Raw genomic sequence first — 22,983 nt, forward strand, 5'->3', positions numbered from 1 at the left:
TCGACGAGGGGCGGGGCACCGCGGTCCGGCACCCCGCCCCTCGTCCGCTCACGGCGTGCGCAGCTCCTGCCACCGCGCCCGGCGCTCGGCCTGCTCGACCGGGTCCGGCACCGGCAGCGACGCCAGCAGGCGCTGCGTGTAGGGATGCTGCGGGTCGCCCAGCACCTGGGCGCCCGTGCCCTCCTCGACGAGCGACCCGCGGTGCAGCACCGCGATGCGGTCCGCCAGCAGGTCGACCACCGCGAGGTCGTGGCTGATGAACAGGCACGCGAACCCGAGCTCGGCCTGCAGCCGCGCGAACAGGTCCAGCACGCGCGCCTGCACCGAGACGTCGAGCGCGGACGTCGGCTCGTCCGCGATCAGCAGCTCCGGGTCGAGCGCGAGCGCACGAGCCAGCGACGCACGCTGGCGCTGCCCGCCCGACAGCTCGTGCGGGAACCGGTCACCGAACGCGCGCGGCAGCTGCACGGCCTCGAGCAGCTCGTCGACCCGGCCGCGCGCCGCCTGCGGCGACGTCGCGACACCGTGCACGACGAGCGGCTCGGCGACGCACTGCGCGATCGTGAGCAGCGGGTTGAAGCTCGTCGCCGGGTCCTGGAAGACGAACCCGATGCGCTTGCGCACCGGGCGGAACCGGCGCTCGCGCACGCCGTTCATCTCGACGCCCAGCACCTCGAGCGAACCGCCCGTGACGTGCGTCAGGCCTGCGATCGCGCGCCCGATCGTCGTCTTGCCGGAGCCGGACTCGCCCACCAGGCCGAGCACCTCACCGGCCCCGATGTGCAGGTCCACGCCGTCGACGGCACGGAACCCGGGGCGCCGCAGCCGGCCCGGGTACGTCACCTCGAGCGCGCGTGCGCGGACCACCGCCCCCGCCGCCGGTCCCGCCACTGCTCCCGACGCCACCCCCGCCCCTGTGTCCGCCGGGTGCGACGTGAGCGTGGGCTCGGGGCGCGCCCGCAGCGACGGCCCGCCGACCCGCGGCACCGAGTCGAGGAGCCGGCGCGTGTACGGGTGCTGGGGCGAGGTGAACAGCGTGCGCGCCTCGGCCTGCTCGACGATCTCGCCGTCGTACATCACGGCAACGCGGTCGGCGAGGTCGGCGACCACGCCCATGTTGTGCGTGATGAGCACGATCGCCGCACCGAACTCGCGCGGCAGGATCCGCAGCAGGTCGAGGATCTCGGCCTGCACCGTGACGTCGAGCGCGGTCGTGGGCTCGTCGGCGATCACCAGACCCGGGTTCAGGACCAGCGCCTGCGCGATGACGATGCGCTGCTTCTGCCCGCCGGAGAACTGGTGCGGGTAGTGGTCTACGCGGTGCTCCGGGTCCGGGATGCCGACACGCCGCAGCACGTCGACCGCCCGCTCGCGCGCCGCGGCGCGGGACATGCGCGTGTGCGAGCGCAGCCCCTCGACGATCTGCCAGCCGACCGGGTAGACGGGGTTGAGCACCGACGAGGGCTCCTGGAACACCATCGCGGCGTCCTGCCCCCGCAGCCGACGCAGCTCGGCGGGCGACGCAGTGGTGACGTCGCGTGCCTCACCACCGTCGCGGCCCGAGAGCAGGACAGCGCCCTGCGTGCGTGCCGTGCGCGGCAGCAGCCCGAGGATCGTGCGGGCCGTCACGGTCTTGCCCGAGCCGGACTCCCCCACGACCGCCAGCACCTCGCCGGGCGCGACCTGCAGGCTCACGCCCCGCACGGCCTCGACGGGTCCGGCGTCGGTGTCGAACGTGATCCGCAGGTCGCGGATGTCGACGACGGGTGTGCTCATCGGTCCTTCTCCTCGGCGGGCTCCTCGGCGGGGCCGTCCTCGGGCTCGGGGACGACGTCGGGCGGCGGGCCCTCGAGCGCGTCGAGGGCGCCGACACCCTCCGGACCGGCCGCGAGCACGCCGCCGGGCACGGCGACGGTCTGGCCGACCTCGCCCGCGACGAGTGCCTTGCGGCGGCGCGTGCGCAGGCGCGGGTCGGCGAGGTCGTTGAGCGACTCCCCGACGAGCGTCACGCCGAGCGCGGTGAGCACGATCGCGACACCCGGCGGGATCGCCGTCCACCAGATGCCGCTCGTCACGTCCGCGAGCGCCTTGTGCAGGTCGTAGCCCCAGTCCCCCGCGGCGGTCGGCTCGATGCCGAACCCCAGGAAGCCGAGGCCCGCGAGGGTCAGCACGGCCTCGCACGCGTTGAGCGTGACGATCAGCGGGAGGGTGCGGACCGCGTTGCGCAGCACGTGCCGCGTCATGATCCGCACGTGCCCCGAGCCGACGACGCGCGCCGACTCGACGAACGCCTCGCCCTTGACGCGCACCACCTCCGCGCGCACCACGCGGAAGTACTGCGGGATGAACACCACGGTGATGGACACGGCGGTCGCGATCACACCGCCCCACATGGACGACTGCCCGCCGCTGATGACGATGGCCGCGAGGATCGCGAGCAGCAGCGACGGGAACGCGTAGATCGCGTCGGACACGACGACGAGCACGCGGTCCAGCCACCCGCCGAAGTACCCGGACACCAGGCCGAGCACCACGCCGATGACGATGGACGCCGCGACGCCGATCACGATCGTGTACAGCGCGGTGCGGGCGCCCCACACGACGCGCGACAGCACGTCGTAGCCGGCGACCGTCGTGCCGAGCAGGTGGTCGGCGTTCGGCTCGACGTGCGCGCCGAACAGCTCGCCGTCGGCGCGCAGCTGCGCCCACCCGTACGGCGCGAGCACGGGTGCGAGAAGCGCGGCGACCAGGAACACCACGCACAGCACCAGGCCCGCGACGAGCATGCCGCGCTGCAGGCCGACGCTCGTGCGCAGCTGGTGCACCACCGGCAGACGCTTCCAGCGTGACGTGTGCTCGGGCGCCGCGGCGGCCCCGACGGGGGTGGGCACCGGGGTGGGCACAGGGGTCTCGGTCGCCATGTCAGTACCTCACCCGGGGGTCGACGAGCGCCGCGATCACGTCGACGACGAAGTTGGTCAGCGCGACGATCACGGCGAGCATCGCGACCATGCCCTGCACCGCCACGAAGTCGCGCGCGAGCAGGTACTGGACGAGCTGGAAGCCCAGCCCCTTCCACTCGAAGGTCGTCTCGGTGAGCACCGCGCCCGCGAGCAGGAGCGCGATCTGCAGGCCGATGACCGTGATGATGGGGACGAGCGCGGGACGCCACGCGTGCTTGCGCAGCAGGCGCCGCTCGGAGACGCCGCGCGAGCGCGCGGCCTCGACGTACCCGGTGGTCAGCGTCCCGATGACGTTGGTGCGCACCAGGCGCAGGAACACCCCCGCGGTGAGCAGGCCCAGCGCGATCGCGGGCAGCACCGCGTGCTCGAGCACGTCCGCGACGACCGCGCCGTCGCCCGTGCTGATGGCGTCGACGAGGTAGATCCCCGTGTCCGCTCCGGTGCGCTGCATCTGGATCTCGGCGCCCGTGGACGCCCGGCCGGCCACGGGCAACCACCCGAGCCAGACCGAGAACACGAGCTTGAGGAGCATCCCCGCGAAGAACACCGGCGTGGCGTACACGAGCACCGCGGACACCCGCAGCGTCGCGTCCGCACCCGTGTCGCGGCGCGCGGCGGCCAGCCGACCGAGCGGGATGCCGACCGCGAACGCGACGACGAGCGCGTAGACCGCGAGCTCGAGCGTCGCCGCGCCGTACGTCAGGAGGACCTCGGTCACGGGCCGGTTGTCGGAGATCGTCGTGCCGAAGTCGCCCCGCAGGATGCCGCCGAGGTACTCGAGGTACTGCACGACGATCGGCCGGTCGTACCCCGCGTCGTGGATGCGCTCGGCGAGCTGGTCGGCCGTCAGGCGGCCGCCGAGGGCCGCGGTGATCGGGTCGCCGGTCGCGCGCATCATGACGAACACGGTCGTCACGAGGATGAGGATCGTCGGGAAGATCAGCAGGAAGCGCACCAGCAGGTAGCGGCCGAGGCCACCGCCCGGGCGTCGTCGCCCGGGCGTGGTCGCCGCCGCGGCGGCGCTCGCCGTGTCGTCGGTGGTCAGGGTCGTCATGGGTCGTCCCGGTTCGGCGTCGGAGGTGCGTGACGGGCGACGGCCCGCCCCGCGAGCTGCGGGGCGGGCCGTCGTCGGGTCACTTGGAGAGTGCGCCGTAGCGGAACTTGAACGACGCGTCGAGCGTGTCCTGCGTGCCCTGCACGTCCTTGCCGACGACCGCGACCTGCGCGCCCTGCAGGTACGGCACCGTCGACAGGTCCGCCGCGACCTCGTCCTGGATCTTCTCGATCACGGAGGTGCGCTCGGCGGGGTCCGTGGTCACCGCCTGCTGCAGGATGAGGTCGTTGACCTCCTGGTTCGCGTAGTGGTTCGCCAGGAAGTTCTCCGTCAGGAAGAACGGCGTGAGGTAGTTGTCCGCGTCCGAGTAGTCCGGGAACCAGCCGAGCTGGTACGCCGGGTAGACGTCGGCGGTGCGGTCCTTCGAGTACTGCACCCACTCCGTGGTCTGCAGGTCGACCGAGAACAGGCCGTCCGCCTCGAGCTGGTCCTTGATCATCGCGTACTCGTCCGCCGACGACGGGCCGTAGTGGTCGTTCGAGTACTGCAGGCCGAGCTTCACGGGCGTCGTGACCCCCGCGGCCGCGAGGCGCTCCTTGGCCTTCGCGGCGTCCGCGCCGCCCGAGCCGTCGCCGTACAGCCCCTTGAGCGACTCGGTCGCGCCCGTCAGACCTGCCGGGACGTAGGAGTACAGCGGCGTGTACGTGCCCTTGTAGACCTGCTCCGAGATCGCGTCCCGGTCGATGAGGTCCGCCACGGCCTGGCGCACCGCGAGCGCCTTGGCCGGGTCGGCCTCGGGCGTCTTGGCGCCGTACGGCTGCGTGTCGAAGTTGAACGTGATGTAGCGGATCTCGCCACCGGGGCCGTCGACGACCTGGACGGCGTCGTTCCCGCGCAGGTCCTCGATGTCGGTCGCGGTGAGGCTGCGGAACGCGACGTCGATGTTGCCCTGCTGGATGTCGAGCTTGAGGTTGGAGGAGTCCGCGTAGTACTTGACGTTGACCTCCTTCGTCTTCGCCGCACCCAGGACGCCCTGGTAGTCCGCGTACGCCTCGTACGAGACGAGGTTGTTGAAGTCGTAGCTCGTGATGACGTACTGGCCCGCGAACGCGTTGCCCTTGACGATGTCGGCGTCCGGGGTCAGCGCGTCGGCCGCGAAGACCTCCTCGTCGACGATCGGGCCCGCGGGGCTCGACAGGATCTGCGGGAAGACCTGGTCGTTCTCGCTCTTGAGGTGGAACACGACCGTGGTGTCGTCCTTGGCCTCGACGCTCTCGAGGTTGTAGAGCAGCGACGAGGGGCCGTTCTCGTCGGCGATCGCGAGCTGACGGTCGAACGTGAACTTGACGTCCGACGAGGTCAGGTCGTTCCCGTTGGCCCACTTCAGGCCGGGCTTGAGCGTGACGGTGTACTCGGTGGGTGCGGTGAACTCCGCGGACGCGGCGATGTCGGGCTCGACGTCGGGGCTGCCGTACGGCGTGTTCAGCAGGAACGGGAACACCTGGTTCATGACGGCGAACGAGCCGTTGTCGTACGAGCCGGCCGGGTCGAGCGTCGTGACCTTGTCCGTCGTCCCGATCGTCAGCGTGCCCCCGCCCCCGCCGGTCGGGCCGCCGTCGGCGGAGTCGTCCTTGCCCGAGCAGGCCGTGAGCACGAGCGCTGCGACCGTGAGGCCTGCGGCCGTCGCGAGAACGCGACGGCGGTTGCGTGCGGAGGTCATCCGTCACCTCTTCCGTGGGGGCCGGCTGGAGGCCGGCGCAGTACGTGGTGAGGGCTTGTGTAGCACACAGGTATGACGTGGGTAACCGCCGTCTTACCGGTGAGTAACATCGCGATCTCGATTCGGCAACGGCCCGGGCACGCATCCGACCGCGACACGCCCGTCCACCTCGCGGGACGGACATCCCGGGCATTCCGGGCGGGTCGCTAGGGTCGTGCCCGCGGGGCGTGCCGCGGCCGGCGCGAGCCGTCGTCGGGCGCCTCGACCGCGACGACTAGGGGGCACACGGATGACGCACGACACGCGCACGCTCACGACAGCACCGACCGACCGGCGGCCCGGTCCGACACCCACCGAGCTGGGCATCGGGGCCCGGTTCTCGCTCCACCCGCACCGCGACGACTTCGTCGACGTCATCATCGACGCGCTCGACGCCGCGCAGGCCGACGACGTCGAGGTCACCACCGACGACGTCACGACGTTCGTGCGCGGCACCGAGGACGCGGTCGTGCGGTACCTGTTCGACGCGCTGCGCGCCGCCGCCGAGGCGGGCGGGCACCTGGTCGCCCACGTGCACCTGTCGCGCGGCTGCCCCGGCGAGGTCGCGTGCGACCTGCCCGACGACGTCGTGCTCGCCACCCCGCCCGTCCCCGTCCTGCCCCGCTGCGGCATGCCGACCGCCGCGCACTGGTCGCTGTACCCGCTCGACGACGGTGCGCCCGGACGCCAGGGCGACCACATGTCGGCCGTGACCGCGGCGGTCGACGCCGCACACCGGCGCGTGGACGTCACGCCCGAGCACTTCGTCACCCGGCTCGACGGCGACCTCGCCGACGTGCTGACGACCGTCGTCGAGGGCTGGCTCACCGCGGGGCGGACCGTGCGTCACGTCGCGACCCACGCGACGCTCGTCGTCGCCTCGCCGTCCTGGTGAGCGGGCTCGTGGTGAGCGGGCTCGTGGTGAGCCGGCTCGTGGTGGCTCCGCGTCGGGGATGATCGCCGGGTGACCACACCCGAGCACTACCGTCCCGACGACCACCTGGGCCACCGCAGCCTGCTCGTCGCCGCCGCCTACGTCGTGCTGCGACGAGGCGACGAGGTCCTGCTGCAGCTGCGGCAGGGCACCGGCTACATGGACGGCCGCTGGGGCGTGCTCGCGGGGCACGTCGACCCCGGCGAGTCGGTGCACGAGGCCGCGGTGCGCGAGGCGCTCGAGGAGGGCGGCGTCCGGGTCGACCCCGACGCGCTCGAGCCGCTCACCGCGCTGCACCGGTTCGAGCGCGGCGGGCCGGCGGTCGAGCAGCGCCTCGACGCGTTCTTCCTCGCACGGTCGTGGCACGGCGAGCCCACGCTCCAGGAGCCGGACAAGAGCGCCGCGATGGGCTGGTACCCGCTCACCGCGCTGCCGGACGTCGTCCCGCACGAGCGGCTGGTGCTCGACGCGCTCGCGACGGGACGCCCGCTGCCGGCGGTCGTCTCGCTGCCACGCTGAGGGACGTCGCCGCACGCCCGACGACGGCCCGCACGACGACGGCCCGCACGACGACGAGGGCTCCACCGGCACTGCCGGGGAGCCCTCGTCGTGTGTCCGGGTGCGTGCGCGTCAGCCCGTGTTCTGGACGCCCGCGGCCACGCCGTTGACGCTCAGCAGCAGCAGACGCTGCAGGTCCTCGGTGCGCTCGGGCGCGTCGCCCGTGCGCAGCCCCCGAAGCGCGCGCAGCTGCAGGAGCGACAGCGCGTCGACGTACGGGCTGCGCAGCTGGACCGCGCGGCCGAGGATCCGACGGCGGGACAGGATCGCGTCCGAGTCCGTGATCGCGAGCACCCAGTGCCGCGTGCGCACCATCTCGTCGAGCACGAGCTGCGCGAGGTCCTCGCGGTCACCGAGCGCGAGGTAGCGCGCCGCGATCCGCTCGTCGGTCTTCGCGAGCGACATCTCGACGTTGTCGATGATGGTCGCGAACAGCGGCCACTGCTCGTACGCGGAGCGCAGCTCGGCGAGGTCGTCGACCGACTCGAGCGCCGTGCCCAGGCCGTACCAGCCGGCCAGGTTGATGCGCGCCTGGGACCAGGAGAACACCCACGGGATCGCCCGCAGGTCGTCGAGCGACGACACCGACAGGCCGCGGCGCGCCGGGCGCGAGCCGATCGGCAGCAGACCGATCTCCTCGAGCGGCGTGACCTGGGCGAACCACTGCGGGAAGCCCTCGGCCCTCACGAGCGCGTGGAAGTGCGAGCGCGACGCGACGTCGAGCCGGTCCGCGAGCGGCCGGAACCGGTCGGCGGCCTCGGCGTTGCGTCGCTCCACGCTCGGCGCGCCCTGCAGCAGCGTCGCCGCGACGACCTGCTCGATGTGCCGCGCGGCGATGTGCGGGTCGCCGTAGCGGGCGAAGATGACCTCGCCCTGCTCGGTCAGCTTGAACCGACCGTCGACCGAGCCCGGGGGCTGCGCGAGCACCGCACGGTTCGCGGGACCGCCACCGCGGCCGAGCGCCCCGCCGCGCCCGTGGAAGAGGGTCAGCTGGATGTCGTTGTCCCTCGCCCACTGCGCGATGCGCCGCTGCGCGTCGTCGAGCGCGAGCGTCGCCGAGAGCGGGCCGACGTCCTTCGACGAGTCGGAGTAGCCGAGCATGACCTCGACCCGTCGGCCGTTCTCCGCGAGGCGCTTGCGCACCTGCGGCAGCTCGAGCGCCTTCTCCAGGATGCCGACGCTCGCCTGCAGGTCCGCGAACGTCTCGAACAGCGGCACCGCGTCGATCACGGGCACGTTCTCCGCGCCCCCGTACGCGAGCTCGGCGAGCTCGTAGACCGCCGCCAGGTGCTCGGGCTTCTGCGTGAAGGACACGATGTAGCGGCGCGCCGCGTCCGGCCCGAACCGCTTCTGCACCGTGCCGATGGTCCGGAACGTGTCGAGCACCTCGACCGTGCGCGGCTCCAGGTCACCGTCGACGCCCTTGGCCGCGATGTCCGCCAGTGCGGCCTCGTGCACCTGGGAGTGCTGGCGCAGCTCGAGCTCCGCCAGGTGGAAGCCGAACGTCTGCACCTGCCACAGCAGGCGCTGCAGGTCACCGAACGCCTGCCGGGTCGCGCCGGCGTCGACGAGCGAACGCTGCACGACGAGCAGGTCGGCCTCGAGCTCGCCCGAGGTGCCGTACGCCAGGTCGGCGTTGCGGCTGCGCGTGGCGGCGAGCCGCTCGGCCACGAACAGCAGCGCGCGGCGGTGCGGCTCGTTGGGCGACTCGGCCGCGACGCGGGATGCGATCGCCTCCGACAGCGAACGCTCGCGCTGCCACAGCGCGTTGAGCTCCGACGAGGCGGGCGTGCCCGCGCCGTCGAGCGTGAGGCCGGCCGCCGTGCGGACCGCGGACCGCTCGAGCTCGAGCAGCGCCTGCTCCGAGGCGAGCTGTGCCGCGGCACGCGTGATCTCCGCGGTGACGTTCGGGTTGCCGTCGCGGTCGCCGCCGATCCACGAGCCCAGGCGCGCGAACGGGCGCACGACGGGCGGCGTGGTGCCCGCGTCACCGTCGAGGAGCCAGTCGTCGAGGCGGCGGTACACGGCGGGCAGCACGTCGGCCAGGGTCGACTCGAACACGCCGAGCACCGTGCGGACCTCGTCGAGCACGGTCGGCTTCGACTGACGCAGCGGCGCAGTGCGCCACAGCGTGTCGATCTCGGCGAGCAGGCGCCGGTCGTTCTCGGCGAGCGACACCCCGCCGGTCGACAGCACGTCACGCTCGGCGACCAGCTCCGCGATCCGCCGGATCGAGCGGGACACCGCGCGGCGGCGCGCCTCCGTGGGGTGCGCCGTCAGGACCGGCCGGAACTCGACCTCGGCCAGGCGACGGCGTGCCTCCTGCTCGCCGACCTCGGTCGCGAGCTGCGCGACCGCGGACGGCAGGGAGTCGTCGGCCGTGAGGGTGTGCGGGTCCGCGTGGGCCTCGCGCTCCCGCAGGACGCGCACGCGGTGGTACTCCTCCGCCGTGTTGGCGAGGTGGAAGTAGCACGTGAACGCGCGGGCGACCTGCTCGGCACGTTCGAGCGTGAAGCCCGCGACGAGCTCCTCGGCTCGGGCGAGGGCGTCGCCCTCGGGCTCGTCGTGCGCGGCGATCGCGAGCTCGCGGAGCCGCTCGACGTCCACGAGGAGGCCGTCCCCCACCGACTCCCGCAGCACCCGGCCGAGGAACTCACCGAGGACGCGGACGTCGTTGCGCAGGGGTTCGGGGACCTCGTGACGGGCGGTGCCGCGGCGGTTCTCACGGGCGGGAAGTGGTGCTGTCACCCGGACAACATAGGCCACGGGTGTGCGGTCCGTGCCCGCGTTCCACGGCGTGAGCAGGGCCCCGGAACGGCCTCGGGCCCGGACCCACGAGGGGTCCGGGCCCGAGGCGCGACACGGGTCAGCCGAGCGACACGCCGGTCGCCGACGACGAGCGCGCCGGGACGATCTCACGCGTCACGGACCGCGCCTTGAGCACGTAGTCCGAGCCCGCGTAGCTGACGTAGACGTGACCGAGCGTGATCGCCTTGGACTTGAAGCCCCACTTGCCGCTCGAGTTCACGGTCGTCTTGCCGACGACCTTGAACGTGCTCGTGCCCTTCTTCTTGAAGTAGATCCGGATCTCCTTGCCCTTCATGTCGATGGCAGGAGACGGGTACCCGTAGACGTAGAAGCCCGAGGTGGTGTCGTAGCCGTTGAGGTCGAGCACCGGCGTGACGCGCAGCGCACCGCGCGCCTCGGCCGCGCCCTGGACCTTGCCGTCCACGCGCACGGCTGCGTTGATCTTGTACGGGCCGGACTTGTCGAGGCTCGAGCAGACGTAGCCGCGGACCTTGTTGCTGCCGTTCTTCAGCGGGTAGCTGACGAGCGAGCCGGTGATCGGGTCAGCGGTCCCCTGCTTCGCCGAGGACGTGAACTTGTACACCGTGCCCGACTTCAGACCGGAGACCGTGACCCACCAGAAGATGTCCTTGCAGCCGCTCGCGGGCTTCGTCGCGCTGAACGGCGAGATCTTCATGGTGACCGGGTAGGCCTGCGCCGTGTCCGCGTTCGCCGGCGCCGCCGCGAACGCCGTCGTGAGCACGAGCGCCGCACCCGCGACCACCGCCGCCCACCGCTTGCGCCCGTTCGTCGCGACCGTGGTCCACCTGCTCATCCGCCTGCTCCTTCGTTCGTCGGGTCGTGCGGCCCTCCGCGCACGGACGGCCGCGCCGGACACTACCCGGCATGTCGGGTTTTCGGGCGCGAAGTCCGGACAAACGACCCGGACGTGTGGCGCCCTCGACCCTCACGGACCAGGTGCTCGTCCCGCGCTCACCCGTTAGGCCGAGGCGGCTCAGCCCGTCCGCTCGCGCACCCACCACCGGTTCGCGAGCGCCCACGACCCCGCGCCCAGGCCCGTGAGCACCCCCAGCGAGATCGCGACCATCGTCGTCGCGGCGGTGACGACGGCCGTGATCCCCTGCCCGGCCGACTCCCCCAGCACCGACGTCACGCCGACGAGACCCAGCGCCCCGGGGACCAGGAGCCAGAACGCCGGCAGGAAGCTCACCATCGCGGGCGGACCGTCCGGGTGGCGGGCGACGACGAGCGCCACCGGCGTCATGGCGAGCGCGCCGACGAAGCCGGACACCTGCGAGCCGAGCAGCGCGCCGCCGACGAGCTGCCCCGCGTACGCGACGACGAGCACGAGCAGGATCCACGGCACCGCGCGCCGCCGCGCGCTGTGCCGGATCGTCACGCCCACCCCGTACACCACGACCCCGAGCCAGGCACCCGGCCAGCCGAGCGCCTGCTCCCCGCCCGGTGCGACCGCCGACGCCGGGATGCCGACGAGGTTCGCTCCCCCGACGATCCCGAGCGCGAGCAGCACGAGCGTCATGACGCCGGCCGCGAGCCGCGCCGCGCCCGCGATCATCTGCCGCGTCGCGAGGTCGATCACCGACGTGGTGAGCAGCGCCCCGGCAGGAACGTGATGAGCGGGGCCACGAGCGCGGGCAGCAGCGACACGTCGAGCCCCGTGCGCGACGCCGAGAAGACGACCGTCGACACGCCGAACGCCGACAGCAGCACGACGATCGACCGGTACGGTCCGGCCCACGCGCCGGTGAGCTTCTCGAACCCGACGACCGCCGCACCCAGCACCGCCGCGAGCGCCACGTCCGTGAGTGACCCGCCGAGCACGAGCGCGAGCCCCACGGCCGAGGTCACGTACCCCATGGCCTGCTGCCACGCCGTGTACGGCGAGTCGCTCGCGAACGCCGCCGCGATCCGGCGCGAGCCCTCCGCCGGCCCGACCTCCCCCTCGCGCGCCAGGTCCGCGACCTCGAGCACCGCGTGCACCTGGTCGAGCCGCAGCGAGCGGTACCCCGCCGACACCGCGACCGTGCGCGTCTGCGCCGCGCGCGGCGTGGACAGCACCAGAGCGGTCGGCAGCGCGACGACCTCCACGTCCGGCAGCCCGTTCGCGTGCGCCACGTGCTCGAGCGCGTCCTGCACCTGCACCACCGGCGCGGTCGCGTCGATCATCGCCTCACCGAGCTGGAGGCAGAACCGCACCGTCTCGTCCGCCGTCGCCGGCTCCTCCGCGGGCCCCACCGGCGCCTCGTCGGGCGGTGTCGCCGCGAGCAGGTCGGCGACGTCCTCGTCGGCATTCGCGATGGCGGAGCCGCCGACGAGCAGCGTGGACGTCGGGACCCGCAGCGGGACCGTCACGGTCGTGCCCGGTGTCGCGGCGGACGCCGTCGCCGGGGCGGACGCCGTCGCCGGCGCGGTCGTCGGCCGCCGCGCACCCCCGCGACGCGTCGCCAGCAGGATCGCGGCGCTCGCCGCGACGAGGACCAGCAGGGCGAGCACGAGCATCCCGACCGGCAGCTCGCTCGTCGTGACCGTCGGTGGCGTCGTCCAGACCGACCCGGTGCTGGTCGGCGTCGGGGTGGCGACCTCGCTCGTCGTCGGCAGCGGCGCCGGAGATCCCGTACCCGCGGGCGACGGCGATGCGGACGGCGTCGGAACGGCGGTCGGCGGGGCCGTCGGCGGGGCGGTCGCGTCGGGCGCCGGGATCGGCAGGCTCGGCGTCGCCGCCGGTCCCGTCGGGACGGGCTCCTGGGTCGCGGGGACCGAGGTCGCAGCGGGCGTCGACGACTCGCCGGGCGTCGCCGCCGGGAGCGGGTCGACGTCCGCGACCCACCGCGCGCCGGGCATCGGGGGTCAGCGCGTGCGCTCGTCGAGCAGCCGCGCCAGGACCGTGAGGTGACTCAGCTCCACCTCGCGCGTCGCGGTCACCATCGTCGTCGGCTCGTGTTCCACCAGCGCGGCCAGCCGCGCGAACGCGTCCGCCTGCTCGCCCTGCGCGAGCTCCGCCTCGTAGCGACGGGCGAACTCGTCGAACGCCTCGGCACGATGGCCGTACCAGTGCCGCAGCTCCGTGCTCGGCGCGGCCAGCGGCAGCCACTCGTCGATCCGCGGGTCGTCCTTGCGCATCCCGCGCGGCCACAGCCGGTCCACGAGGACGCGACGGCTCCCGTCGCCCTCGTCGTACACCCGCCCGACCTGCACCATGCCCCACATCATGCACTTTCCTCCCGACCCGCACGCGCCGAGCGCCGGCCGACCGCGACGAGGCCGCCGGCCCGAGGTGCGGCACCTCACCGCTCGGTAGCATCCCGACGTGGGCGCAGCCGACGTCGGGATCCTCACTGGCCCGCCCGGGGCCGGGAAGTCCACGACGGCACGCGCGCTCGCCGCGTCGCACCCGCGTGCGGTGCACCTGCACACCGACGACGTCTGGCACTGGGTCGTCTCGGGGGCAGTCCCCCCGTACCTGCCCGAGGCCGACGCGCAGAACCAGACGGTCCTGCGCGTCGTGGCCCAGGCAGCGTTCACGTATGCCGAGGGCGGCTACCTCACGGTCGTCGACGGCATCGTCGGGCCATGGATGCTCGCGCAGACCGCCTGCGCGGTGCACGCGGCAGTGGGCTCCGGCCGGTACGTCCTCGGCCCGAGCGACCACGCCGGACCACCAGGAGAATGACCGGTCCTCGCGGCGCGAGGGCGGACCCCAGCGACCACCCGCTCGCACCACACCGGCGCCAGAGACGACGAGAGCGGGCCGTCGACGACGACCCGCTCTCGATCCGGTGGACCTCCGTAGAGAGTTTGAGAACCCCTGCCCACACCTGAAAACCTTGTCTTTGCGCAGGTCACGGGGCTTGTACGACCATGACCAGCGCTCATCGGAGCCTACAGTCTTCGACTCCAGGGGTCGAGTGGTGCGATCACTTGAGATGGCTCAAACCCTGCTACGGCCCGAGCAGGTCGACGACCTGGTGGCGCAGTACCGCGAGGGCGCGACGCTCGTGGAGCTGGCGTCCCTGTTCGGAGTGAACCGCCGCACGGTCGCCACCCACCTCACCCGGCGGGAGGTGACGATCCGCCGTGGACGGTTCGATCCTTCCCGCATCCACGAAGCAGCCGACCTCTACCTCAGCGGGTTGACGCTGGCAGAGGTCGGCGTGAAGGTCGGGGCGGGGCCTCAGGCAGTCCGGCGAGCGCTTGCTTCGCACGGCGTAATGATCCGTCCTGGTGGGCGCCGTGGTTCCCGGATCACTGCGTAGGGGCTTCGATAGCGGAGAGCGATGATCAGGACTTGCTCGACCCGCGCTCTTATCCAACTCTTGGTTGCTAGCCGGGGATCACGAGACCAAGCCGTTCGGCCAGTGCTCCCGGTGTGTCTTCGCGATCTTGCGCAGGTTACCTCGGACGACTCTCAGTTCTGCCGTCGACGGCACGTCGTCGTCGTGGTTCCCAGGATTCAGGACCGTCGCAAAGGTGTTCCATTGACCCTTCTCCCCGTTATCAAGAGCGAAACCGCGGACGAGCGGGACGAGTTGCCCCAGCATTGATGCCTCGGCATCGACGTCCGCGACCGAGCAGGCTGCACCCGCCTGAGTACGCCCGGTAGCGATGATCTGCTTCGCAAGGCGCTCTGCCGCCGAACGATAGCTTCCGCACGCGGCCCTGCGGCCGCGTGCAGTTGGTGCGTTGAGATTGTCCTCAGCATCCAGCATCAGTCGGCTAAACATGTCGGACGTCTGTGTCGGCACAGTACCGGCCCTGGGATCGACAAGATTCAGTTCATACGCAATCAGTCCACGATGGTCGTGATTGCTCATTGTCCAGTCAGCCAGTCTGCTGTCGTAAGTAGTCAAGATGACCTGCACACCATCATCGAGAAGCTTCGCAATGGTGTTCTGAACGAAGGTAAGTCGGTGGTCAGGGTCGCTTCCAGGGATGGGATCGTCGAGGACCACTACCGGTGAGTCAAGGAGTTCGATGCGTGCCAGGAAGATCGACAGGCCGAGCGCGTTCAACTGTGAGTCACTGTAAACGCCGAGCGCGTCGCGCACGACCGGCGATGTTCCCGCTTCGGCGTGCAGTGCGGCTATCAAGTTTACGAAGCGAGTGCCGCCGGCACGTGTTCGCGCACCCACGAAGTCGACCAACTCGTCAGGACGGATCGTCAGCCACCAAGACTTGATGGTGTCGCTCATCTCGGCGAAGCGCGCGTCGAGCAGCTCGACCGAAGCATCCTGAAGTGCCTTCTCGGCCGCTTTCGCCCGGGTCAATGCGCGTTGCCGCTCGGATGATCTGATCACGTCACCTGCGAGCTCCGCCACTCCGTCGAGCAGCGTCAGCAACTGCCGATGATCAGCGATCCCAGCGCGTTCCTCGATGACCGGCGCGATTGCAGTTTCAAGCGCGGAGGCGGCTTCCGCGTGCAACTCGCGCTTCGTGCGTACAGTATCGAGAGTTGTACGCAGGCCGACGAAGGCCGCTTCAATGTCAGTCGGGTACTCTCGTCGCTCGATCGCAAGTCGCAGAGTGGCGATCGCTTCACGGACTTCGCGCCCCGCGGTGACGAGCGCCTGCGTGGAATCGGTCAGAGCTGTCGCAGCGGCATAGGCGTCTCGGACGAGTGTGGGCCGAAGGCCCCAGTCCTGAAGTTTCGCCGCCAGCGCGTTGAGCTCGGTCTCCGACAGGCTGCCAGCGCTAGGCATGCCTGCACGCACGAACTCTGCGAGGGCCGTGAGCGTCTCGCCTGCTCGGTCAATGGATGCGAGTGTCGTGGCGGCGGTCTGATCAAGATTTGAAGCGTGGCCAAGCTCGGCTCTCATCGTGTCAATGCGCGCTGGTGTCAGCGCTTCCGGCGTCGCGCAGACCGGACAGTCTGCGGGAGCAGTTAGCTCCGCGAACTCATGCACTCGCAGGACTGCTGCGAAGATGGGCAGCAGGCGGGCGACTTCCTCCTCAATCGAGGCAAGCGCCTCCCTGTAGGAAGTTGTGTCGGGCACCTCGAGTTCGACTGAGGGAAACGGCGCTGCAACAAACTGTGCGATCGGGAAGAGCGCCTCCGCCTTGGCTCTAGCGCGGGTCTCAAGTCCGGTCTTGGCGTCGGCAAGAGTTGAGTAGTGCTCTCCCGTAGCTGCTCCGGCCGCCTCACGTAACTCTGCGGACAAAGCGTCCGTGACCGCGCCAGCACCGGAGGATGCGGTTCTGGCGATGGTTTGGAGACGATTCCGTGCGTCAGAGAGGTCCGTAGGTAGCGTCGCCACCCTCTGGAGCCACGGTCCATCGGGCTCTTGTTCCAGGTGCTTGCGTGCTTCGGCGACTCGTGCACGTAGCAGGTCGAGGTCACTGAGGGACAGAAGCGACTTGAAGTAGGAGACTCGTTGCTTGGGCTCCGTCGAAAGGGCGTGGCGAAGGATGTGCTGCAACAGGACGGGAGCGCGCACCGGCGGGTCGGCCAGCATGAGCCCGACACTCGACAGGTCACTGACCTCGTTCCCGTCGACGAGGAGCCGACTCTCGCATTCCGCCCCTCGGCCAAAGTCACCGGTCAAGATCCGCCGAACACGGTGGAGCGAACCGTCAGCAGTACGCACTACAGCTTCCACGAAGACCTCATCGTCGCCCTCAGGGAGATGAGCATTTCGTAGGCTGTCGTTGTATTCAGCCTTCGCACCACCAAGAAGCTCCCGGCGACTGCTATAACCCGACAGCAAAAACTCCACAGCCTCGGCCAGGCTGGTCTTGCCCTGGCTGTTGCCGCCGTGAGCCACCGTCAGGGGCGCGTCCAGTTCGAAGTGGGCAGGCACCGTGCCGAAAGCTCTGAAACCGCGTACGTCGATTGAGACGATGCTGGTTCTGCTCATGGGGTTCGCCAGCTCTCGACAATCGTGCCGATAGCCTCATCCAACTGATCGACCGACGCGGCCGTCGCGACCGCATCGAGGAGCGCGTGAGCGTCTGCCTTCGCGGGCGTGGCGTGCCCAAGCAGCGCAGTCAGCGGCTCCAGGTTGGGCAACAGTTCGGACACCCACAACAGTGTAGTGAACGGACCCGCACTCACCTGTGAAGCAACGGCTCGGTACCAGCTGCGGCGTGGCCCCTCGACTGGCTCGCATCGTCGTCTCTCCGCCCACCGTGTCGCGCGGCGGCCTCAGCGATGCTCGCGCGCACCAACAGGAGGAGGCTCGTGGGGCCCATGATGATGAACTTGAGTGCGTTCCAGCATGCCCACAGGACGATGAGGTGGAGCCAGCCGGGGCCGCCGTCGGCTGCCGAGCTAGAGCAGATGCTGGCGATCAGGATGTATGGAAGCGCGACCAGCATCGCGGGTATCCCCCACTTAAGTCCGCGACGTGTGCGGATGGCAGCGAGCAGTCGGTTGCTCGGCATGTAGCGGTGCAGGTAGTCGCGGGTGCGAACGCTGATCGTCCAGATAAGGCGGAACATGACGGGCCTCTCGTCACACGTGTTACTCCGTCGAGGAGGCAGAACGTGTGTGAGTGCCCGAAGGCCGTCCCGGAGGACCCGCAATATGAGGAGAACCTGCCTCACCATCCACTGTACGCCGGGGTCGGCGTTCACGGAACCCTTCGGCTCCCGCGTCGCCACGCGCACCTCTCTGTAGGAGTGAGAGGACCCGACGATGACGAACCTGAGCGACGTAGTCCAGGACGAACGCACAGCACGGATGGTGCTGTCGATGATCGTGGAACCAGACGACGCCGTGTCCGGGCGTCTCCTTCGCCAACTGGGGGCGCTTGAGCTGCTTCGGCTTGCCGAGCGTGATGACGTGGTGGCGGGCCTCAGTGCCGTTGACGCTCACGTGTGGCGCTCCCAGTTCCAGCGTTCAGATACTCGGACACTTGAGCAGAACATTGTCGCAGCCGAGCGCGCCGGTATCGGCACGCTGATCCCCGGCGACAAGGAGTGGCCTTCCGCACTCGACGATCTTGGCGACCGGCGGCCGTACGTCCTCTGGACTCGCGGCACGACATCGTTCCTTGCGCGGCCGCTCAGCGATCTCGTCACGATCACCGGCGCAAGGGCCTCGACATCCTACGGCGAGCAGGTGGCCAGACGGCTTGCTTCCGACCTCACCAACGCTGAACGGCTTGTCGTGGCCGGCGGCGCGTACGGCATCGAAGGTGCCGCCCATCGAGCGGCGCTGGCATCGGGTGGCGATACGATCGCGGTCATGGCGAACGGCGTCGATCGCCCCTACCCGGTGGGTCACCGTGAACTGCTTGAGCGAGTGGCTGACCTCGGCCTCATGGTCAGCGAGGTTCCACCTGGCGCAGTGCCGACGCGCCATCGCTTCCTCGCTCGCGCACGCCTGATGGCCGCACTCTCCGCAGCGACTGTCGTTGTCGAGGCCGGAGCTCGCTCAGTGACTGTGACAGGTTTGAATGGCCCCGGTAGGACGGTTATCTCTGGCCCCACATCATGACTCGCCGGGCACCTTGTGACGGTTATATGTGGCCCCACCTTCAACCTTGGATTCATCAGTGTATGGATGCGGCGGAAGGCTGGTCTGGATGGAGTCGAGAGTGGAGTTGTTCGCGCAGATCCGAAGGGATGCCCGGGTCGAGGGCCTCTCGGTCCGTGCACTAGCGGCTAGGCACAGGGTTCACCGAAGGACTGTGAGACAGGCTCTGGAATCTGCTTCCCCTCCCGAACGCAAACCACGACAAGGCGTGGCCTGGCGGTTGGAGCCGTTCAAGCCTGCGATCGATGCCATGCTGACCGAGGATACGACGGCGCCACGGAAGCAACGCCATACTGCCCGCCGGATTCTGGCCCGGCTCATTGAGGAGCGCGGGGCGGAGGAGTTGTCGTATTCGACCGTGCGTGACTATGTGCGGGTCCGTCGGGCTCAGATCGATGTGGAGGCCGGCCGCCGGGTTGAAGTATTCGTCCCGCAGGAGCATGCCCCGGGTGCGGAGGCGGAGGTGGATTTCGGTGAAGTCTGGGTGGTCCTGAATGGTGTGAAGACGAAGTGTCATATGTTCGTCTTCCGGTTATCCCACTCCGGCAAGGCTATCCACCGGATTTACCCGACACAGGCCCAGGAAGCGTTTCTGGAAGGCCACATCGCCGCCTTCCAAGTTTTGGGCGGCATCCCAACGAAGCACATCCGCTACGACAATCTCACCAGCGCGGTCAGTGCCGTGGTGTTCGGGCAGGGCCGGCAACGGCAGGAGAACGACCGGTGGGTGTTGTTCCGCTCGCACTACGGCTTTGATCCCTTCTACTGCCAGCCCGGCATTGCAGGGGCTCACGAGAAGGGTGGGGTCGAAGGCGAGGTGGGCTGGTTCCGTCGTAACAGGCTCTCGCCCATGCCTGTCGCTTCGTCTCTGGATGAGCTCAACGACCGGATCCGTGAATGGGAATCCCTGGACGGCCGGCGGCGGATCAATGACAGGATCCACACCATCGGCCAGGACTTCGAGACCGAACAGCCGTTCCTGGCGCCGCTGCCGGGAGAGGTCTTCGACCCGGGGCTGGCGCTGACACCGCGGGTGGACCGGTCCTCGATGATCACGGTGCGGATGGTGAAGTACTCCGTTCCGGCCCGGTTCATCGGCAGGAAGGTCCGGGTGTCCTTGCGGGCCTCCGAAGTCGTGGTTTTCGACGGCCGTGCCGTGGCCGCCAGGCATCAGCGGATTGTTGCCAAACACGGGCAGTCAGTTCAGCTGGATCACTACCTCGAGGTCCTCAAGACCAAACCCGGCGCACTGCCTGGTTCCACGGCTCTGGCCCGGGCGCGGGAGTCGGGCGCGTTTACCAGTGCTCATGAGGCGTTCTGGGCCGCCTCCCGCAGAGTCAACGGCGACGCGGTCGGCACCCGTGAACTCATCGGCGTCCTGCTGCTTCACCGCTCCATGGACGCATCCGCTGTCACTGCAGGAATCACCGCAGCCCTGGGAGTGGGTGCGGTCAGCGCCGACGTCGTCGCGGTCGAAGCCCGCAGACACGCAACGATTTCTTCCGGAGGTGGGTCCGGTCCGGACTGTCATCCCGGTGCTCATGTGGAAGTGAATGTGCAACGGGTTGTCAGCCTCACCCAGCGCCGGCTCATGGACCCTGCAGCCGTCATCGCAGGACTCCCGCCGGACACCCGGCCAATGCCCTCGATCAGTGCTTATGACGAGTTGCTGGCCAAACGCACCCATACCGAAGGAACAGTGTCGAAGGAGAACATCTCATGAGCCCCAGCGTCCCTGGAACAAGCATCACTCCGACCCTGCGCCGGCGGCGTGGCCTGACCGAGCAGGCGGCGGTCGCGGCCGTGGACCAGGCCTGCCGGCGGCTCCGGTTGCCCACCGTCCGGGCGGTGCTCGATGAAGCCCTCAACGTCGCGGGGAAGGAACAGCTCTCCTATCAGGGGTTCCTGGCGGAGCTGTTGCTGGCCGAGTGTGATGACCGGGATCGGCGCTCCTCGATCCGCCGCGTCAAAGCAGCCGGCTTCCCGCGGGATAAATGGCTCGGGGATTTCGATTTCGACGCGAACCCGAACATCAACGCCGCCACGATCCACACCCTGGCAACCGGGGACTGGATCCGCAAAGGATCGCCCCTGTGCCTGATCGGCGACTCCGGGACCGGAAAGTCCCACCTGCTCATCGGCCTCGGCACCGCCGCAGCGGAGAAGGGCTACCGGGTCAAATACACGCTGGCCACCCGGCTCGTGAACGAACTCGTCGAGGCCTCTGATGAGAAAGTCTTGGCCAAGACCATTGCCCGCTACGGGCGCGTGGACTTGTTGTGTATTGACGAACTTGGCTATATGGAACTGGACCGGCGCGGTGCAGAGCTGTTGTTCCAGGTCCTCACCGAACGCGAAGAAAAGAACTCCGTGGCCATCGCCAGCAACGAGTCGTTCTCCGGCTGGACCAAGACATTTACGGATCCACGACTCTGTGCAGCCATCGTGGACCGTCTGACATTCAACGGCACCATCATCGAAACCGGCACTGACTCTTACCGACTCGCCCGCAGTCTCGCAACGGCCCAGGGCCAGTAAGCGCGGTCCAGGCCCTCCGTCCGAGAACGTGTCCTCGGGCTCGGAGAAGACGCGGAGCGGAGGTATCGTAGAACCCAGACCAGATATCGGATTTCGATATCTGTATTCGACATTGGGAGTGCGATGCGTGAATTGATGCGTGCAGCCGTGCGACTCCACATCCTCCACCACGCCGCCGAGGAAGACATCCACGGCGCCTGGATGTCCGAAGAGCTGGCCAACCACGGGTATTCCATTTCTCCCGGAACCCTGTATCCGACACTGCACCGGATGGAGCAGGACGGCCTGCTGGTCTCCCGCCAGGAAGTAGTCGGCGGCAGGCCCCGCCGCGTCTACCGGGCTACGACAGCAGGCCTTGACGCCCTGGCTGAAGGCCGCAGGTCCATTGCTGAACTCGCCGCCGAAGTCCTCCCCACGTCCCCGAAGGAGAACCCGTATGAGTAACCCTCAGGCCCTGGCCCGCCGGTTGGGAACATTCGACGCGTCCGTCATCGGTCTTGGCTCGATGATCGGCGCCGGTGTGTTCGCGGCATTCACCCCTGCAGCGGCCGCGGCAGGGTCCGGCCTGCTGGTTGGTCTGGTCGTCGCGGCCTTCGTGGCGTTCTGCAACGCCACATCCTCCTCCCAGCTCGCCGCCGTCTACCCGACCTCAGGCGGAACCTACGTCTACGGCCGTGAACGGCTCGGTCCCTGGTCCGGATTCCTGGCAGGGTGGGGATTCGTGATCGGCAAAACCGCCAGCGCCGCGGCCATGGCCATGACCTTCGCCGCCTACGCCGCCCCGGCAGGGTGGGAACGTCCCGTGGCCATCGCCGCCGTGATCGTTCTCGCCGCCGTGAACTACCACGGCGTAACAAGGACAGCCGGGCTGACCCGCATCCTCGTCGTCGCCGTGCTGGCAGCCCTCGCGATCGCCGTTGCGGCCTGCTGGGGAGGCTCCTCCCCGGACCCGGCAAGGATTCTCGGGGACGGGCTGCTGGCTCACGGCTGGTACGGGATCCTGCAATCCGCGGGGCTGTTGTTCTTCGCCTTCGCCGGCTACGCCAGAATCGCGACCATGGGCGAAGAAGTCCGTGACCCCAAACGCACCATCCCCCGCGCTATCGGTATCGCCCTGGGCATCACCATCATCGTCTACGCCGTCATTGCCGTCACCCTCCTGGCGACCATCGGCCCCGAAGGAGTGGCAACCAACCCCACACCCCTCGCCGCCGCGGTAGAAGCCGGGTCGATGTCATGGGCTGGCCCCGTAGTCCGGGCAGGAGCAGCTGTCGCGGCACTGGGCGCCCTGCTGGCCCTCATTGCCGGGCTGGGACGAACCAGCCTGGCCATGGCCCGCGAACACGACCTTCCGCACTGGCTCTCCGCCGTCCACCCCCGCTACAAAGTTCCCCACCGGGCCGAGACCACCCTGGCCGTGGTGATCTGCGCGATCATCTCCGTCGCCGACCTGCGAGGCGCGATCGGTTTCTCCTCGTTCGGCGTGCTGATCTACTACCTGGTCGCCAACATCGCCGCTTTCACGCAGCCGGACACGGACCGCCGTTATCCCAAAGCACTGCAAGTACTTGGCGCCGTGGCATGCGTTGCCCTGGTTACCACCCTCCCGCCGCTGTCTGTGGTGCTCGGCATCCTCATGTTCGCGGCAGGAATCATCCTGCGCCTGGTCAGGCTAAGCAGAAAATCCTGACCCGGACGGGGCCGGATATGGCCGCCCTAACGGGGCCAAAAATAGTTGACATACTCAGCTCAGGCTCTATGAAGGTGGCGCAGTTCGCGCACGACCTAGGGCGCAACGTTCGCGCCGTGCCCGGCCCGGTAACCAGCGCAACGAGCGTGGGGCCTCACCGGCTGGTTCGCGAGGGCAACGCCACG

The 22,983-nt window shown here is 69.6% G+C and carries 21 protein-coding genes; 9 read left to right on the forward strand and 12 right to left on the reverse strand.

Features of this window, described 5'->3' with window-relative positions; translation table 11 throughout:
• Positions 1 to 48: 48 nt before the first annotated feature.
• The 4 genes from CBP52_RS07085 to CBP52_RS07100 all read right to left on the reverse strand — a co-directional run bounded on the left by CBP52_RS07085 (position 49) and on the right by CBP52_RS07100 (position 5,737).
• Positions 49 to 1,776, reverse strand: a complete 1,728-nt coding sequence (locus CBP52_RS07085) for an ABC transporter ATP-binding protein (protein WP_094180386.1) — start codon at positions 1,774 to 1,776, stop codon at positions 49 to 51.
• Positions 1,773 to 2,921, reverse strand: a complete 1,149-nt coding sequence (locus CBP52_RS07090; RefSeq protein ID WP_094180387.1) for an ABC transporter permease — start codon at positions 2,919 to 2,921, stop codon at positions 1,773 to 1,775. Before CBP52_RS07090 ends, CBP52_RS07085 begins: the two co-directional genes overlap by 4 nt.
• Position 2,922: 1 nt before the next feature.
• Positions 2,923 to 4,017 (reverse strand): ABC transporter permease, encoded by a 1,095-nt coding sequence (locus tag CBP52_RS07095; protein ID WP_094180388.1) that lies wholly within the window; start codon positions 4,015 to 4,017, stop codon positions 2,923 to 2,925.
• Positions 4,018 to 4,096: 79 nt separating this feature from the next.
• Positions 4,097 to 5,737, reverse strand: coding sequence for an ABC transporter substrate-binding protein (locus CBP52_RS07100; RefSeq protein ID WP_094180389.1), 1,641 nt, complete (start codon positions 5,735 to 5,737; stop codon positions 4,097 to 4,099).
• A 289-nt stretch (positions 5,738 to 6,026) separates the two neighbouring features.
• Here CBP52_RS07100 and CBP52_RS07105 point away from each other — a divergent pair, with 289 nt between their 5' ends.
• On the forward strand, positions 6,027 to 6,671 hold the full coding sequence (locus tag CBP52_RS07105) for a YkoF family thiamine/hydroxymethylpyrimidine-binding protein (RefSeq protein WP_094180390.1): 645 nt from the start codon (positions 6,027 to 6,029) through the stop codon (positions 6,669 to 6,671).
• 69 nt (positions 6,672 to 6,740) lie between these two features.
• Positions 6,741 to 7,229, forward strand: a complete 489-nt coding sequence (locus CBP52_RS07110) for an NUDIX domain-containing protein (RefSeq protein WP_094180391.1) — start codon at positions 6,741 to 6,743, stop codon at positions 7,227 to 7,229.
• Between the two features lie 111 nt (positions 7,230 to 7,340).
• Here the strand turns inward: CBP52_RS07110 and CBP52_RS07115 are convergent, their stop codons facing one another.
• The 5 genes from CBP52_RS07115 to CBP52_RS07135 form a co-directional block, all read right to left on the reverse strand.
• Positions 7,341 to 10,016 carry a phosphoenolpyruvate carboxylase gene (locus CBP52_RS07115; protein ID WP_232514695.1) on the reverse strand — a complete coding sequence of 892 codons (2,676 nt, stop codon included), beginning with the start codon at positions 10,014 to 10,016 and terminating at the stop codon, positions 7,341 to 7,343.
• 118 nt (positions 10,017 to 10,134) lie between these two features.
• A complete protein-coding gene (locus tag CBP52_RS07120; protein ID WP_094180393.1) occupies positions 10,135 to 10,890 on the reverse strand; it encodes a hypothetical protein in 756 nt (251 codons plus the stop codon).
• 180 nt (positions 10,891 to 11,070) lie between these two features.
• Positions 11,071 to 11,676, reverse strand: a complete 606-nt coding sequence (locus CBP52_RS07125) for a hypothetical protein (RefSeq protein ID WP_094180394.1) — start codon at positions 11,674 to 11,676, stop codon at positions 11,071 to 11,073.
• A complete protein-coding gene (locus tag CBP52_RS07130; protein ID WP_094180395.1) occupies positions 11,673 to 12,938 on the reverse strand; it encodes a threonine/serine exporter family protein in 1,266 nt (421 codons plus the stop codon). The genes CBP52_RS07125 and CBP52_RS07130 overlap by 4 nt, the downstream gene beginning before the upstream one ends.
• Positions 12,939 to 12,944: 6 nt before the next feature.
• A complete protein-coding gene (locus tag CBP52_RS07135) occupies positions 12,945 to 13,295 on the reverse strand; it encodes a DUF488 domain-containing protein (protein ID WP_166771980.1) in 351 nt (116 codons plus the stop codon).
• 109 nt (positions 13,296 to 13,404) lie between these two features.
• Between CBP52_RS07135 and CBP52_RS07140 the strand changes: the two genes are divergently transcribed.
• Both CBP52_RS07140 and CBP52_RS07145 read left to right on the forward strand, forming a co-directional pair.
• On the forward strand, positions 13,405 to 13,767 hold the full coding sequence (locus CBP52_RS07140) for an AAA family ATPase (protein WP_157732529.1): 363 nt from the start codon (positions 13,405 to 13,407) through the stop codon (positions 13,765 to 13,767).
• Positions 13,768 to 14,020: 253 nt separating this feature from the next.
• A complete protein-coding gene (locus CBP52_RS07145) occupies positions 14,021 to 14,350 on the forward strand; it encodes a hypothetical protein (protein ID WP_232514696.1) in 330 nt (109 codons plus the stop codon).
• Between the two features lie 78 nt (positions 14,351 to 14,428).
• Here CBP52_RS07145 and CBP52_RS07150 read toward each other — a convergent pair whose 3' ends face one another.
• The 3 genes from CBP52_RS07150 to CBP52_RS07155 are packed head-to-tail and all read right to left on the reverse strand — an operon-like array spanning position 14,429 to position 17,666.
• Entirely contained in the window at positions 14,429 to 16,948 is a 2,520-nt protein-coding gene (locus CBP52_RS07150; protein WP_094180398.1) for an AAA family ATPase, read from the reverse strand.
• Positions 16,945 to 17,112: a hypothetical protein gene (locus tag CBP52_RS17540; RefSeq protein WP_157732530.1), complete on the reverse strand. Its 168-nt coding sequence runs from the start codon at positions 17,110 to 17,112 to the stop codon at positions 16,945 to 16,947. The genes CBP52_RS07150 and CBP52_RS17540 overlap by 4 nt, the downstream gene beginning before the upstream one ends.
• A 29-nt stretch (positions 17,113 to 17,141) precedes the next feature.
• Entirely contained in the window at positions 17,142 to 17,666 is a 525-nt protein-coding gene (locus CBP52_RS07155) for a hypothetical protein (RefSeq protein WP_369826318.1), read from the reverse strand.
• A 61-nt stretch (positions 17,667 to 17,727) separates the two neighbouring features.
• Between CBP52_RS07155 and CBP52_RS07160 the strand changes: the two genes are divergently transcribed.
• From CBP52_RS07160 to CBP52_RS07180, 5 genes are all read left to right on the forward strand, one after another.
• The gene (locus CBP52_RS07160; protein ID WP_094180400.1) at positions 17,728 to 18,531 is read left to right on the forward strand and encodes a DNA-processing protein DprA; all 804 of its coding nucleotides are present in this window, start codon (positions 17,728 to 17,730) and stop codon (positions 18,529 to 18,531) included.
• Between the two features lie 88 nt (positions 18,532 to 18,619).
• Positions 18,620 to 20,293: an IS21 family transposase gene (istA, locus tag CBP52_RS07165; protein WP_094180401.1), complete on the forward strand. Its 1,674-nt coding sequence runs from the start codon at positions 18,620 to 18,622 to the stop codon at positions 20,291 to 20,293.
• Positions 20,290 to 21,108 carry an IS21-like element helper ATPase IstB gene (istB, locus tag CBP52_RS07170; protein ID WP_094180402.1) on the forward strand — a complete coding sequence of 273 codons (819 nt, stop codon included), beginning with the start codon at positions 20,290 to 20,292 and terminating at the stop codon, positions 21,106 to 21,108. Before istA ends, istB begins: the two co-directional genes overlap by 4 nt.
• 123 nt (positions 21,109 to 21,231) lie before the next feature.
• Positions 21,232 to 21,552 (forward strand): PadR family transcriptional regulator, encoded by a 321-nt coding sequence (locus CBP52_RS07175; RefSeq protein WP_094180403.1) that lies wholly within the window; start codon positions 21,232 to 21,234, stop codon positions 21,550 to 21,552.
• Positions 21,545 to 22,798, forward strand: coding sequence for an APC family permease (locus tag CBP52_RS07180; RefSeq protein WP_094180404.1), 1,254 nt, complete (start codon positions 21,545 to 21,547; stop codon positions 22,796 to 22,798). Before CBP52_RS07175 ends, CBP52_RS07180 begins: the two co-directional genes overlap by 8 nt.
• Positions 22,799 to 22,983: the final 185 nt, after the last annotated feature.

It is taken from the genome of Cellulomonas sp. PSBB021 (assembly GCF_002240455.1).
Taxonomy (GTDB): domain Bacteria; phylum Actinomycetota; class Actinomycetes; order Actinomycetales; family Cellulomonadaceae; genus Cellulomonas; species Cellulomonas uda.

Excerpts from the sequence above, each read along its gene's own strand:
- CBP52_RS07085 (WP_094180386.1), bottom strand. The coding sequence starts at position 1,776 with ATGAGCACACCCGTCGTCGACATCCGCGACCTGCGGATCACGTTCGAC.
- CBP52_RS07090 (WP_094180387.1), bottom strand. The coding sequence starts at position 2,921 with ATGGCGACCGAGACCCCTGTGCCCACCCCGGTGCCCACCCCCGTCGGG.
- CBP52_RS07095 (WP_094180388.1), bottom strand. The coding sequence starts at position 4,017 with ATGACGACCCTGACCACCGACGACACGGCGAGCGCCGCCGCGGCGGCG.
- CBP52_RS07100 (WP_094180389.1), bottom strand. The coding sequence starts at position 5,737 with ATGACCTCCGCACGCAACCGCCGTCGCGTTCTCGCGACGGCCGCAGGC.
- CBP52_RS07105 (WP_094180390.1), top strand. The coding sequence starts at position 6,027 with ATGACGCACGACACGCGCACGCTCACGACAGCACCGACCGACCGGCGG.
- CBP52_RS07120 (WP_094180393.1), bottom strand. The coding sequence starts at position 10,890 with ATGAGCAGGTGGACCACGGTCGCGACGAACGGGCGCAAGCGGTGGGCG.
- CBP52_RS07130 (WP_094180395.1), bottom strand. The coding sequence starts at position 12,938 with ATGCCCGGCGCGCGGTGGGTCGCGGACGTCGACCCGCTCCCGGCGGCG.
- CBP52_RS07135 (WP_166771980.1), bottom strand. The coding sequence starts at position 13,295 with ATGGTGCAGGTCGGGCGGGTGTACGACGAGGGCGACGGGAGCCGTCGC.
- CBP52_RS07145 (WP_232514696.1), top strand. The coding sequence starts at position 14,021 with ATGGCTCAAACCCTGCTACGGCCCGAGCAGGTCGACGACCTGGTGGCG.
- CBP52_RS07150 (WP_094180398.1), bottom strand. The coding sequence starts at position 16,948 with ATGAGCAGAACCAGCATCGTCTCAATCGACGTACGCGGTTTCAGAGCT.
- CBP52_RS07160 (WP_094180400.1), top strand. The coding sequence starts at position 17,728 with ATGACGAACCTGAGCGACGTAGTCCAGGACGAACGCACAGCACGGATG.
- istA (WP_094180401.1), top strand. The coding sequence starts at position 18,620 with ATGGAGTCGAGAGTGGAGTTGTTCGCGCAGATCCGAAGGGATGCCCGG.
- istB (WP_094180402.1), top strand. The coding sequence starts at position 20,290 with ATGAGCCCCAGCGTCCCTGGAACAAGCATCACTCCGACCCTGCGCCGG.
- CBP52_RS07175 (WP_094180403.1), top strand. The coding sequence starts at position 21,232 with ATGCGTGAATTGATGCGTGCAGCCGTGCGACTCCACATCCTCCACCAC.
- CBP52_RS07180 (WP_094180404.1), top strand. The coding sequence starts at position 21,545 with ATGAGTAACCCTCAGGCCCTGGCCCGCCGGTTGGGAACATTCGACGCG.